The organism is Bradyrhizobium sp. LTSP857 (assembly GCF_000938285.1).
GTDB lineage: Bacteria > Pseudomonadota > Alphaproteobacteria > Rhizobiales > Xanthobacteraceae > Bradyrhizobium.
In genome coordinates this window covers 101755-115087 of the sequence record NZ_JYMS01000007.1, presented here as the reverse complement: position 1 = coordinate 115087, position 13333 = coordinate 101755, and the positions used below count along the sequence as shown (strand labels likewise).

At 64.3% G+C, this 13333-nt stretch carries 11 protein-coding genes; 4 read left to right on the top strand and 7 right to left on the bottom strand.

Features of this window, described 5'->3' with window-relative positions; translation table 11 throughout:
* The first annotated feature begins 10 nt into the window (after positions 1–10).
* Complete coding sequence (locus tag UP06_RS02020; protein ID WP_045000041.1) at positions 11–886, top strand: DMT family transporter; 876 nt, start codon at positions 11–13, stop codon at positions 884–886.
* A 79-nt stretch (positions 887–965) separates the two neighbouring features.
* Complete coding sequence (locus UP06_RS02015; RefSeq protein WP_045000040.1) at positions 966–1871, top strand: DMT family transporter; 906 nt, start codon at positions 966–968, stop codon at positions 1869–1871.
* A 20-nt stretch (positions 1872–1891) separates the two neighbouring features.
* On the opposite strand, the gene UP06_RS40555 is transcribed toward UP06_RS02015, so the two are convergent.
* From UP06_RS40555 to UP06_RS41365, 6 genes are all read right to left on the bottom strand, one after another.
* Entirely contained in the window at positions 1892–2416 is a 525-nt protein-coding gene (locus UP06_RS40555) for a hypothetical protein (protein ID WP_156162713.1), read from the bottom strand.
* A 65-nt stretch (positions 2417–2481) separates the two neighbouring features.
* Complete coding sequence (locus tag UP06_RS02010) at positions 2482–3741, bottom strand: O-antigen ligase family protein (RefSeq protein WP_045000039.1); 1260 nt, start codon at positions 3739–3741, stop codon at positions 2482–2484.
* Between the two features lie 10 nt (positions 3742–3751).
* Positions 3752–5131, bottom strand: a complete 1380-nt coding sequence (locus tag UP06_RS02005) for a glycosyltransferase family 4 protein (protein ID WP_045000038.1) — start codon at positions 5129–5131, stop codon at positions 3752–3754.
* A complete protein-coding gene (locus UP06_RS02000; RefSeq protein WP_045000037.1) occupies positions 5128–5868 on the bottom strand; it encodes an ABC transporter ATP-binding protein in 741 nt (246 codons plus the stop codon). Before UP06_RS02000 ends, UP06_RS02005 begins: the two co-directional genes overlap by 4 nt.
* A 3-nt stretch (positions 5869–5871) precedes the next feature.
* The gene (locus UP06_RS01995; protein ID WP_045000036.1) at positions 5872–7797 is read right to left on the bottom strand and encodes a glycosyltransferase; all 1926 of its coding nucleotides are present in this window, start codon (positions 7795–7797) and stop codon (positions 5872–5874) included.
* Positions 7798–7805: 8 nt separating this feature from the next.
* Complete coding sequence (locus UP06_RS41365) at positions 7806–7982, bottom strand: hypothetical protein (protein ID WP_197087104.1); 177 nt, start codon at positions 7980–7982, stop codon at positions 7806–7808.
* A gap of 124 nt (positions 7983–8106) precedes the next feature.
* On the opposite strand from UP06_RS41365, the gene UP06_RS01990 reads away from it, so the two are divergent.
* Together UP06_RS01990 and UP06_RS01985 are read left to right on the top strand one after the other, a co-directional pair.
* Complete coding sequence (locus UP06_RS01990; protein WP_045000035.1) at positions 8107–8985, top strand: DUF6502 family protein; 879 nt, start codon at positions 8107–8109, stop codon at positions 8983–8985.
* The gene (locus UP06_RS01985) at positions 8982–10184 is read left to right on the top strand and encodes a DUF5666 domain-containing protein (RefSeq protein ID WP_045000034.1); all 1203 of its coding nucleotides are present in this window, start codon (positions 8982–8984) and stop codon (positions 10182–10184) included. The genes UP06_RS01990 and UP06_RS01985 overlap by 4 nt, the downstream gene beginning before the upstream one ends.
* A 32-nt stretch (positions 10185–10216) precedes the next feature.
* Here the strand turns inward: UP06_RS01985 and UP06_RS01980 are convergent, their stop codons facing one another.
* Positions 10217–13330: an efflux RND transporter permease subunit gene (locus tag UP06_RS01980; protein ID WP_045000033.1), complete on the bottom strand. Its 3114-nt coding sequence runs from the start codon at positions 13328–13330 to the stop codon at positions 10217–10219.
* Positions 13331–13333 lie beyond the last annotated feature (3 nt).

The window sequence follows — 13333 nt, the reverse complement described above, 5'->3', positions numbered from 1 at the left end:
GCGCATTCACATGGGGCAGCGTCGTTCGGACCGTGGTCTCGGCATTGCCCTTGTCATCGCCGCCGCGATTGCCTGGAGCACGGCGCCGTTCTTCACGCGGCTGCTGCCGTTCGATCCCTGGACCATCCTGTTCTGGCGCGGCCTGTTCGGCGGCAGCTTGATCACGGTATTTCTCGTTCTGATGCAGGGCCGCGGTGCGCTGCGGCAATTGGTGGTCCCAGGACGCGGCGGCTTGCTCGTCGCCTCATTGTCAACGCTCGGCATGGTCTCCTTCATCCCCGCGCTTCAGATGACCAAGGTGATGAACGTGGCTGTGCTGATCGCCACGCAACCGTTTGTGGCGGCGGCCTTGGCGTGGCTGTGGCTCGGCGAGGCCGCGACGTGGCGCACACTCCTCGCGAGCCTCGTCGCCTTTGCCGGCGTGGGCATCACGGTCGGCGGCATCGAGGCCGGCGCCGACGTCACCGGCGTCGCGCTGAGCTGCCTGATGGTGCTCGCCATCTCGGCCATGACGGTTGTCATTAGGCGCCACAGGGATACGTCGATGGTGGCAGCAGCAGCTCTGTCGAATTTCCTCGGCAGCCTCGTCAGCCTGCCATTTGCCCACGACATCGCTCAGGTCAGCGGCAACAGCCTTGCGATCCTCGCGATGTTTGGCTGCCTTCAGGTCGCGCTCGGGTTGACATTCTACATGCGCGGCTCGCGCCTGCTGCCGTCGAGCCAGGCATCCCTGATCGCGACGTTGGAGACGCCTCTGATGCCGTTCTGGATCTGGGTGGCCTTTCGGGAGATCCCTGCTGTTCATGCACTGATCGGCGGTGCTCTGGTGATCGGCGCGGTGGTCGCGGACATTGCGTGGGATACGCGGAAGCGAGAGCCGCCTTAAATTACGTCCTTCCCGGAAATCGGGTGGCAAAGTGCGTCGCGCTGTACTAGGCGGAGGCCAACTGCTGATGTGAGACGCCATGTCCCCGAATGACAACCGGATCGACGCGCGAGACTGGTCGCTGCTCGCTGTGCTCTCGATCCTCTGGGGCGGCTCGTTCTTCTTCAATGGTGCAGCGCTGCGGGAATTGCCGCCGCTCACCCTGGTGTTCCTGCGCGTGGCGCTGGGCGCGGCCATTCTGCTGCCGCTGCTCCGTCTACAGGGCATCAGCCTTCCCAGGGGCGTGACGGGCTGGAAACCGTTCGTCGCGATCGGGCTGCTCAACAACGTCATTCCGTTTTCGCTGATCGTAATCGGCCAGACCTTCATTCCAAGCGGGCTCGCGTCGATCCTGAATGCCACCACGCCGTTGTTCACGGTGCTGGTGATGGCTGCAGCGCGGGAAGAGGCGTTGCAGATGCGGCGCGTGGCCGGGGTCGCGCTGGGGCTTGCCGGTGTGATCATCCTGAGAGGGTGGGGCGTCGAGACGCGAGCCGGGCAGGGGTTCGGCATTCTGCTCTGCCTCGGTGGCGCATTCAGCTATGGCCTCGCGGCGCTGGCGGCGCGGCGGTTGTTGAAGGACTCGCCGCCGCTTGGGACCGCCACCTTTCAACTGATGCCGTCCACAGTGATGATGGCGATCGTCGCCGGCGCGATGGAGCAACCGTGGCGCTTGCCGATGCCGGGTATCGCGACCTGGCTTGCCGTGCTTGGCTCGGCCAGCCTTTCGACGGCGCTGGCCTATATCGTCTTCTTTCAGATCCTGCGGCGTTCGGGCGCAACCAATGTCATGCTGGTGACGCTGCTCATTCCCGTGACCGCCATCCTTCTGGGATGGTTGGTGCTGGGCGAGCCGATTTCCGCGCGCGAGATCGCAGGGGCGGTTGTCATCGGCAGCGCGTTGCTCGTGATTGACGGGCGGGCGCTGAGGATGTTCAAAGCGTAAGCAGAAGACCTATGGCCGCATTATTGTTCGAACGTGCGAACGCCTGTGGTCCCGGAATCGGTGCGGATCATACGGCCCTTCTTGCCGTCGCTCGTTACATAGAGGTCCCAATGTGCCGTGCCGCCAGGTTGACCTTCGAGGGTCATTGTTCCCGTGCAATCGGCTTCCAGTACATACGTGCCGTTCAGGGATTCCCGCTGGACCGATGTTTTGTAACGCAGTGAGGTCTGCCGGCCATCGACTTTTCCGGCGCCGTCAAAGTCGAATGCGCCATAATGCAGGTTGGAGCCTTGGCCTGAAAAAACGTAGCGGCCTTGGAGCTTTTCGACCGAACATGACGGCTGTGCTCCGTGAGCGAGCGGAGCGATCAGTGACGACGTTCCGAGGATTAAGCCTGTACCAACGGCGCAGATTGCAAGCGAGCTATTCTGCTCAATTTCACGGATAGCCCTCCATCTGGTGCCGGCTCCGGAAAAGACGACAAGATTGCAGCAGGAAAAAGAGTGCGCGCAAATGATCGCGCCGGCGCAATTGGCCGCCGGCAACAACGCCGATCGCACTGTTTGGTGACGTCATCACCGGCGAAGTCGGCCACGAGCGTGGCCAGTAGTCAGGGCTGGCCGCCGGCTTTGGTCTTCAGTGCCATGCCGCCGGCAATTCCGACGCCGAGCACATAGATCCAGCCCTCGTGGAAATCGAACAGATGCGAGTTCAGAACTGAGCTCACAATGTTCTGTGCAACGACGACGAGTCCGATCCAGGCCGCAAGACCTTCGCCCGCGAACAGGCGTAGATGAGCGATCCACATCGCGTAGAGCAAGACGATGCCCAGCAGGCCCCATTGCACGGCTACGTTGAGGGTCTGGTTGTGCGGGTTGCTGACGATCTCGGCGTCGAGGCCGCTTTCGCCTCTGGCGGCACGTTCGAATTGCCGCTTGATCGAGCCGGTGCCGTGGCCGAGCAGCGGCGCCTCCGCAAAGGCTGAGAACGATTTGCGCCAATAGGTCAGGCGCTGCGCGGTCGAGGCACGGCTGATGTCTTCACGGCCGTGCTGATACTCGACGGCGATATCGGTGATGCGCTGGCGCAGATAGGGCGACGCCGTCCAGGCCAGCGCGCTTGCGGCCAGGGCGCCTGCAAGCAGGAGCAGCGCGGCGCGCCGGCTGAGATGCTGCCAGGCGAACAGTGCCAGCAGCACCGCAATGCAGAGCAGCGCTGTGCGGGCCGAGGCAACGAACACCATGTTGGTGACGAACAGCAGGATCAGCGAGAGGCAAGCGGCTGTCGCGATCACGCTTCCGCCGCGCCAAAAGGTCAGCGCGGGTAGCGCGAGCGCGAAGGCGCACAGCGTGAACTCCTGGCTCTGGTCGATGTAGTTTTTGACGGGAACGCCGGCCGAGGCGGTCGCGGTCAATTTCCAGGTGGGATCGAGCAGCACGATCCAGGAGTACACCGCGAGCAGCGCACAGGAGACGAGAAAGGCGAGGCAGACCTGGAAGCCGCGCTCCGATCGGCTGAAATGATAGAGCAGCGGCGGAATCAGCACGAGTTTTGCGACCGGCTTGATCGCATGCAGTCTGTCCGCCCACGCACCGTCCGACCACAGCGTGCCGACGAGCGCGAGCAGCAGGAGGACGAAGGGCAAGGCGAATGCGGGCCGCGTCAAGCTGCGCGCATAATCGCGCCAGTCGATGGTCGGCGTCACCGCGAGCAGCCACAGCCCGACGAAGATCGAAGGCGCCGTGGTCGACCAGGGCAGCGACGCCGCGATCAGGGCTGCAAGTACGTCGGCGGCCTGGATCAGCGTGGCCGAGCTTCGCCAAGGCCGTGCATCGACGGGACCAGCCCACGCTGCGGGTTGGATAGTCACGGAGACGCGCCTATCGGGCCGCGACCAGGCGTTCCGGGGGCGCTTCGTGCCCGAGGAAGTCGCGAGCCTGGGTCTGGTAACCGAACCGCTCGGCAAGCTCGTGCCGTCGGGCCCGGATCCTGCCGCGGTACTCCTCCTGCCGCGCCAACACGCGGGTGACGGAGGCAACGATCGACTCGGTCGCGAAGGGATCGAAATAGTCGGCAAGCTCGCCTGCGACCTCGCGGAACACGGCGATGTCAGAGCACAGCACCGGTGTGTTCGCAGCCAGTGCCTCGATGATCGGCACGCCAAAGCCTTCGGCGAAGCTCGGCATGATCAGGCCGTGCGCCTCCGCGATCAACGCCGCCTTCTCATGCTCGTCGACATAGCCGGCGAAGCGGACGTTTGGCGGAAGATTGCGCATCCGGTTGATCTGGCCAGCAAGGCCGATCACCACCAGATCGGCCTGAGGGATGTTGCGGAAAGCGCGAATGACGGTGGTGACGTTCTTGCGTGGCTCGTTCGACACGATGACGACAAAGCTCGGCCGCCCCGGACGCCCCGCAGGGGCTGGGAGGTGCAGGACATCCGGGGCGTCGAACCGGGTGCGGGGATACACGACCCGCGCCGGTAGGTGCGCAAATTGCGGCAACAGTTCCCTGAACCGCATCATGCTATAGTTTGAAACGAAGGCGAGCTCGTCGGCCTGACGCAGGCTGGTGAGGAGCCGCGACAGGAACAATCGCGTCGCGACGTCGCTGAGCTTGAGATCTGTGAGTGGCAACAGATCGTGCACGACGCAGATCACCTTGGCGTTCGGCCCGCGCTTGATTGCCACCCGGGTCGGCGTGTCCACAACAATGATGTCATAGTCGCGCGCGTCGATCCGTGGCGGCGGCAGCAGGAAGAAAGCGGAGGAGTCCTGATAGCTGTAGAATCCGGGCTCGAGCTGGAAGTCGCGGAACAATTCGAGGTGGCGCAGATCCGGCGGGATGTATTCGAGTGCCCCTGTGCTGTTCTCGATCAGTCGCGCGTGCAGGCTGCGCAGGCCGCTCGCGCGCAGAAAGCAGGCGACATAGTCCCATGACACCGACATGGTGGCCTTGTGGCGGAGCCAGTCGAGCGTGCGCCGTAAGCCGTTACGCGCCAGCGGCTCGCTCATGTTGATTTCGTCGAGGAACCGATAGAGCGCCAGCAACTCGATGTTGCGCGACTGCGCCGGGAACAATTTTGTACGCTGCTCACGTCGGCGCAGCTTGCGGTAACGCCGCGTGGTCTCGACCAGCAGCGTGAGCTCGTGGCCGTCGGCAGCGAGCGAACGCATCAATTCGCGCGTGAAATGGAAGATTCCGCGTTTGTGGTTGGGCTCGCCCAACGCTTCGGACACGACAAGGATGTTCTGCTTCATGCGCGTCTCTCGCGGAGCTCGAAGGGGAGTGTCGACGGCGGCTCGACCATGACGGTCGAGGCAACGCGGCCATGATCGAGATTGATGATGCTGGTGCAGGTGCGACGCAGCAGCGGTTGGTCGTGCGAGGCGATGATCACGATCGCGGCCTGCGAGACCAGGTTTTGCAGGCGCTCCTCGGCCTTCTCCGCAAAGTGTTCGTCGACCACGCTCAGCCATTCGTCGAGCAGGAGGATATCGGCCGGAAACGCAGTCGCGGTCGCGAACAGAACGCGCATCAGCATGCCCGAGGAGAACATCCGCAGCGGCAGCCGCTGCATGCGCGTCTCTAGCTCGGTGAAGGCCCAGATCTCGTCGATCACGGCGCGCGTCGGCTTGCGCCCGCTGATCCGCAGCAGAAGGGCGATATTGTCCTCCGCAACGAAGTCGAGGTTCACGCCGGCGTTCAGGCCGAGCAGGGGAACGACATTGCCGCTGATCGCTACGCTGCCGCTGCTCGGCGGATAGACGCCGGCGATCAGACGTAGCAGCGTCGATTTGCCGGAGCCGTTGGGGCCGGCCAGGCCAATGCGCGCGCCGGCCTCGGCCTCGATCGTGACATTGTCGACGGCGCGGATGATCCGCATCTCGCCCTGTTCGCGGATGAGATGGCCGAGCAGTCGCCGCTTCAGCGAGAAGTCATAGGCGCCGTAGAGGGGATAATCGAGGCAGACGTTGCGCAGGCTGATCGTGGCCATCGGTCAGATCCAGAACGCGGCTTTGCGCAGGTGAACAAGCGTCAGCACGCTCGCGCAGAGCAACAGTGCCAGCGTCACCAGGACATAGACGATGCTGGTCGCATCGACATGCCCGCCGGCGAGCGGCTCGCGCCACACCGCAAACAGATGTGTCAGCGGATTGAGCCGCATCACGGTGGAGCGATGATTGATCATTTCGGCGGACCAGATCACGGGCGAGGCCAGGAAGGCGAGCATCAGCGTGGATTCGATGATCGGCTTGAGATCGCGATAGCGCGTCGCCAGCGCGCCGAGGACGAGGCTCAGCGCGAAGGTGCAGGTCACGAACAGCAGGAGGCCGGGCAGGGCTGCGAGCGCGCGGGAGAGATCGTGCGGCGAGAGCAGCAGCCACAGGATCAGCGGCACGCAGGCGTTGTGCAGCGCGAACAGCCCCTGGCGGAACGTACATTGCAGGAGGAAGATGACCGGCGGCAGTGCGCGATCGCGGATCAGGCTTGCAGAGTTCTGAAGCGCCGTGGTCGAATCAAGCACAACGCTGTTGAGGAAGGTCCAGGCCGTCATCGAAAGCGCCAGCATGGGAAGGTGCGACATCATATCGGCGTTGGACATCTGGCCGATCACCGAACCCAGCACCGCGACCACGATCGCCATCTGGAGCGACATCCAGAACGGACCCAGCAACGAGCGCACATAGCGGTGACGCATGTCGGACCAGGCCAGGGCCGCGGCAATCCGCAAGCTGTCCAGCCAGCCCGTTGCCTGCAGCGCCTCGGCGGCAGGTGCCACCTCATCGCTAGGCGCGGTGACGGCCGCGCGGTAGACGGTCTCCATGCCTTCCTTGAAGGTTGTCGCCGAATAGCGGGTCACGGCCCGCGTCCGGGCCGAAAGCCCCATGCGGCGGCGGCGCTCGGGATCGCCGATCAGGGTGTCGATGGCCTCACCGAGCTTCTCGGCGTCGCCCGGTGGCACGGTGATCGCCTCCATGCCGTGGCGGGCCACGCGCGGCACCGCGGTATCGAGCGCCGTGTTCACGACGGGGCGGCCGGCCGCCATGGCCTCGAGCTGAACGAGGCCAAAGGTCTCGGCATTGGTGACGGACGGCATCACAAAGACGTCGGCGAGGCACATCAGCTTGACGCGCTCGCAATCGTTGACGGATCCGAGCAGGCGGACGCGTTCACCGAGGCCGAGCTCGCGGATCAATTGCTCCAGCCTGGGCCGCTCGGCCCCTTCGCCGATGATCCAGACCTCGAACTGGCGGTTGACCGCGGCGCGGATCAGCACGTCGAAACCCTTGTAGGGCACGAGCCGGCCGCAGGCGAGCACGAGCCGGCCGCGATCATTGACGTGGTGCGGCTCGATCTTCGGCCAGTCATAGACCGTGGTGTCGATGCCGAACGGCACGACATGGCATTTGTCTTCGAATTCCCGCAGCAACGGCGCCTCGTCGATCAGCACGCGGTCGGAGACGATGATCGCCTTGGCGCGGCGCAGCGTCCGCCGCATCAGCGGCTCGACGAACCGGCGCAGGCCGGCATGGGTGACGATGTCGGCGTGCCAGTGCACGACCAGCGGCCGCTTGCGGCCGAACCCCAAGGCGAAAACGAGGTCGGCGAGCGGGAAGGGTGCGTGGAGCGCCAGCAGATCGTGCTTGGCGATCCTCTGCCACAGCCGCCAGGGATAAGCGGGGGCGGCCGGCAGCGACAGCACATTGCCGAACGAGCGCACGCGCTCGACCTCGACGCCATTGATGATCTCGCGGCTTTCGCCCTTGTCAGAGCAGACCAGCACGGCGGAGACGAAGGTCTCCTTCAGGCTCGCGCAGATGTCGCGGATCACCGTGAGCGTGCCACCGAACAGGTCGGGGTAGTAGATCTTGAAGATGTGCAGCACCGAAGGACGGCGCGGAGATTCGCTGGAATTGTTCATGATGGCGATCAGCCTGCGAGGAGTGCTGCAACGAACGGTGCGGCCAGCACCGAGATGAAGATCACGCCCCGCACCAGGGCTGGCAGAATCGGCTCGATCGCGCCGTGACGGCCCAGATCGCGGCCCAAGTCGAGCATTGGAACAGCACGCGGTGCACTGGAAATGCGGGCCAAGCGGTCGGCCATGATCAATGTCCCTTCAAGTCGCGCCCTCAGTGGCTCCCGTATATGTGGGAAAATTTACCACGTCAATCGTCAAATGGGAAAAAGTGGGATTGTGTCCCACGCGAAGTCCCGTTAAAATCCGGACATGAATGCCAAGTCCGGGCCCAAAGCGGCGGCGCCAGAGCCGAACGCCGCCGCAAAGCTGCACGCGCCGCTGGCGCGGCTGCTGCGCCCGTTGGTGCGGCTGTGCATTCGCAGCGGCATGACGTTCCCGGCGCTGGCGCAGTTGCTCCGCGAGCTCTTCGTCAATGTCGCCGAGCATGATTTCGCGCTCGAAGGGAAGGACCAGACCGACAGCCGCGTCAGCCTGCTCACCGGCATCCACCGCAAGGAGGTGGCGCGGCTGCGCGGCGCCGGTGCGCCCGTGCACGAGACGCCGGCGGCGTTGTCGCTGACGAGCGCTGTGATCGCGCGCTGGCTCGCCGCGCCCGAGTTCACCGATGCGAGAGGCGAGCCGCTGCCGCTGCCGCGGACCGCCGAGGGCGATGCACCGTCGTTCGAGCAACTGGTCGCGTCCGTCACCAAGGATGTGCGCCCGCGCGCGGTGCTCGACGAATGGGTCGATCGCAAGCTCGTCACCATCAACGAAGCTGACGAGATCGAACTGGTCGAGGCGGCCTTTGTCCCGAGCGGTGCGGACGACAGCAAGTGGCATTACCTCGGCCGTAATCTGCACGACCATATCGCAGCCGCCGCCGAGAACGTGTCGGGGCCGGCACCGCGCTTCCTCGAACGCGCTGTCCACTACAACAACATCTCGCCGAAGCTTGCCAAGCGGCTCGAGGCACGCTCGCGCGAGCTCGCGATGGATGCGCTGAAGACCGCCAATCGCGAGGCGAATCGCGCGCTCACCAAGGACAAGGGCGGCGACGCCCGCTGGAATTTCGGCATCTACATCTACAGCGAGGATGCCGACGAGGAGGGCGACGGCAAGGACAGTGGCAAGGAAGGCAGCTCGTCATGAGCCGGCCACCGCTCATCTCCCGCCGTCTGCTGCTGACGGGATTCTGGCTTGCCGGAACGGCCATGGCGCGCGCGCAGGTCAAGCGCGGCACGGACCAGGGCATCGGCGGTACCGGAATCACGCGCGGCGACGATCACGGCATCGGCGGCACCGGCATCGTTGGCGTGATCCAGCGTTTCGGCAGCATCTACGTCAATGGCGAGCGCGTCACCTACGCGAGCGACGTGCCGGTCCGAATCGACGGCGAGGCGGCGAGCCCGAAGGCTCTGCGCATCGGCCAGCTTGCGCGCGTGGTCGCGACGCGGCAGGCCGATGGCACGCTCGTCACCCGCAACATCGCGATCGCGAGCGAGGTCTCGGGCCCGGTCGAATCAGTGAAGGGCAACGAGCTGACGGTGCTCGGCCAGAAGATCGTTGCGAGCGGCAAGGAGAGCAAGCTCCGCACCGGCACGCAGGTGGCGGTCTATGGATTGCGCCGCACCGACGGCGTGATTGTCGCAAGCCTGGTCGAACAGCGCCACGACGCAGCCGAGCGCGTCACGGGTCTCGTCGAGCGCGGGCCGGACGGTTTGCATATCGGCGGGCTCAAGGTGAGCGGCGTCGATCCCTTGCTGGTCGGCCAGCGCGTCCAGATCGAGGGCAGCACGAGCCAGGGCGCGATGCAGGCCGCGCGCACGCGCATCGACGATTTCTCGGATCTCGTCGGTGCAAGCCGGCTCTCGATCGAGGCCTATGTGCAGCGTGCGGGCTCCAGCCTCCAGCTCGGCTCCGGGCTCGTCGCTCGTGACAGCTCGCGCTTCGGGCCGGCGGCGGGCGAAGCGCGCATGGTCGTCAGCGGCGTGTTCGATCGCTCGCGCGGCCTTCAGGTCGACTCCGCGCAGGCCGTTGGCCAATTCCCGGGCTCGCCGACACAGGCGCCGGGTGGCGCCGGCAATCCCAATCGATCGCCCGGCGGCTCGATCATGCATCCCGACCACGGCACCACCAATCCGAGCGGCAGCCAGCCCGGCCCGGCAGGCGCGTCGGCGCCTGGATCGAGCCCCGGTGCAAATCCCGGCTCCGCACCGACCGGACCAAGTGGCCCGTCAGGTCCCGGCGGTCTCGGCTCGCCCGGCGGCGGGCCGATGGGGCCTGGTGGTGGATTGGGTGGTGGTGGCCTCGGCGGTCCTGGAGGCGGGATGGGCGGCGGCCGGCGCTAGAGGCCCCGGTCGTGCGCCTTGCGGGGTGATCGTCACTGGGCTGCATGCGGCTCACCGTTCGTTCCGAGGCCGACCGAATCGAGTTTCACGGTGTCATCGCTTGTCGCAGCTGCGGAATGGTCAGCCGCGAGCAAGATGTAGAACGCCGGCACCACGAACAGGGTGAACAGCGTTCCAATCGAAAGTCCTGAGGCGATCACCAGCCCCATGTTGAAGCGTGAGGCCGCGCCAGCGCCGGACGCGGTGATCAGCGGCATCACGCCGATCACCATGGCCGCTGTCGTCATCAGGATCGGGCGCAGCCGAATCGCGGTCGCTTCGATGACTGCATCGCGCTTGGAGCGGCCGGCATGTTGCATCTCGTTGGCGAATTCGACGATGAGAATGCCGTGCTTGCTGATCAGCCCCATCAGCGTCACAAGGCCGACCTCGGTATAGATATTGAGGCTGGCGCCCTTGATGCCCAGCATGATGAAGATCAGTGCCCCTGCAATCGACATCGGCACCGAGACCAGAATGATCAGGGGATCGCGGAAACTTTCGAACTGCGCCGACAGCGCCAGGAAGATGATGATCAGGGCGAAGCCGAAGGTCGCAGCAAAACCCGAAGACTCCTGGATGAACTGCCGCGACTGCCCGCCATAGTCGATGGTGTAGCCTTTGGGCAGGGTCCGGTCCGCGATCTCCTTCAGCGTCGCGAGTGCTTCCCCGGTGATCACACCGGGCATGGCCACGCCGGAAACGGTGGCGGCATTGATCTGCTGGAAATGATTCAACGATTGCGGAACCGTGGTCGTTTTCAGCGACGCCACCGTCGACAGCGGAACAGACGTACCGTCCGAGGTCTTGATGTAGTAGTCGAGCACCTGATCGGCGTTGAGCCGCTGGCGCTGTTCGACCTGAGGAATGACCTTGTAGGAGCGGCCGTCCAGGCCGAAATAGTTGACGTAGCCGCCACCCAGCATGCTGCCCAGCGCACCGCCGACATCGCTGAGCTTCAGCCCAAGCTGCGCGGTCTTTTCGCGATCGATCACCACCGAGGTTTGCGGCTGGTCGACCTTCAGGTCATTGTCGAGGAAGATGAACTTGCCGCTTTTCAGGGCCTCGGCGGTGAACGCCTTCGCGATGCCGTCGAGCCGGTCGAACGGATCCGTGGTCTGGATCACGAACTGGATCGGAAGGCCGCTAGCTCCGGGCAGCGGCGGCAATTGGAACGCCACGATCTTGGCACCGGCAACCCCCGCCATCTCCTGCTGAAGCACCGGTTGTAGCTGTGCCGCAGTCTTGTCGCGCTTGTCCCAGGACTTTAGCACCCAGCCCGCGATCGAGCTGCCGGTGAGATCGAGCTGAAACACGCCCGCGGTTTCAGGATAGGCGGAGATGCGCCGGTAGACCTCGGCGGAATACAGCAGCTTTTGCTGTAAGGTTGCGTTCGGCGCGAGCGTCGACTGCATCAGGATCGCACCCTGATCCTCCTCCGGCGCAAGCTCGTTCTTGGAGTTCGTATAGAGCCAGTAGATGCTGCTCAAGACGAGGCCGGCGAACACGACCGTGACCGGAATTGTCGTCAGGCTGCCAGCGAGCAAGCGCCGATATCTATGTTGCAACGTCTCCATCCGCGCGTCGATGAATCCAACGATGCGGTCATCAAGCGTCAGTTTGCCGGTGTTCGGCGGCTTGAGGATGAAGGCGCAGCACATCGGCGTCAACGTCAATGCGATGACGGCCGACACCGCAACGGCACCGGCAAGTGTGAAGGCGAATTCAGTGAAGAGCGCTCCAGTCAGGCCGCCCTGGAAGCCGATCGGCACGTAGACTGCGATCAGCACGACAGTCATCGCCACGATAGGACCCGCAAGCTCGCGCGCGGCGAGGATCGCGGCCTGTAACGGCTTGGTGCCCTCGGCCAAATGCCGATTGACGTTCTCGACCACGATAATGGCGTCGTCGACGACGAGACCAATCGCCAGCACAAGCGCCAGCAGCGTCAGGAGGTTGATCGAGAAGCCGAGCGCCAGCAGCAGGGTGAAGGTGCCAACCAGCGAGAGCGGGATGGCGATCACGGGAATCAGCACCGAACGCCATGAGCCGAGGAACAGGAATACCACCACGGTGACGATCAGAAGCGCTTCGAGCAAGGTATGGATCACCTCGTTGATCGAGCTGTTCACGAATTCGGTGGAGTCGTAGATGATCTCGGAGTTCAGCCCCTCCGGCTGCTGCGCCTTGATGTCGGGATAGACGGCGCGGACGCCTTTGATGACGTCGAGGAGGTTGGCGTTTGGCGCCACCTGGATGCCGATATAGACCGCACGCTTGCCGTTGAATCCGACTGACGATTCGTAATCCTCGGAGCCGAGGGTGACGTTCGCCACATCGGAGAGCTTGACGTTGGACGCGCCCGCCTGCTTGACGACGAGATCGCGAAACTCCTGTAGTGATTTCAGGTTGGTCGCTGCCGTCAGGTTGACCTGCACCATCTGGCCTTTGGTGGTGCCAAGCCCGGCAATGTAGTCGTTGCTGGACAGCGCGGTCGATACATCGGAGGCGGTCAGCCCGTACGCCGCAAGCTTGATCGGATCAAGCCAGGCGCGTAGCGCGAAGGTCTTGTTGCCGAGCAGTTCGGCGGTCTGCACGCCGGCCACCGCCTGCAGTTTGGGCTGCACCACGCGGATCAGATAATCGGTGATCTGGTTCGGTGCCAGCACGTCGCTGCTGAAGCCGAGATACATGGCGTCGATGGTCTGACCGACCTTGACCGTAAGCACCGGCTGCTGGACACCGCTCGGAAGCTGATTGAGCACCGAGTTCACCTTGGTGTTGATCTCGGTCAGCGCCTTGCCGGAATCGAAATTCAGCCGCAGGTTGACGGTGATGGTCGAGGTGCTGGGCTGGCTTGTCGACGTCATGTAGTCGATGCCATTGGCCTGGGCGATGGCATTTTCGAGCGGCGTGGTGATGAATCCGGCCACGATCGCCGGATCCGCGCCGTAGTACGTCGTCGTCACGGTGACGATCGCATTCTGCGTTCGCGGATATTGCAGGATCGGCAGCGAGGTCACCGACTTCAGACCCAGCACCAGGATCATTAGGCTGACGACGATCGCAAGCACCGGCCGACGAATGAAGATGTCGGTAAAGGACACGTT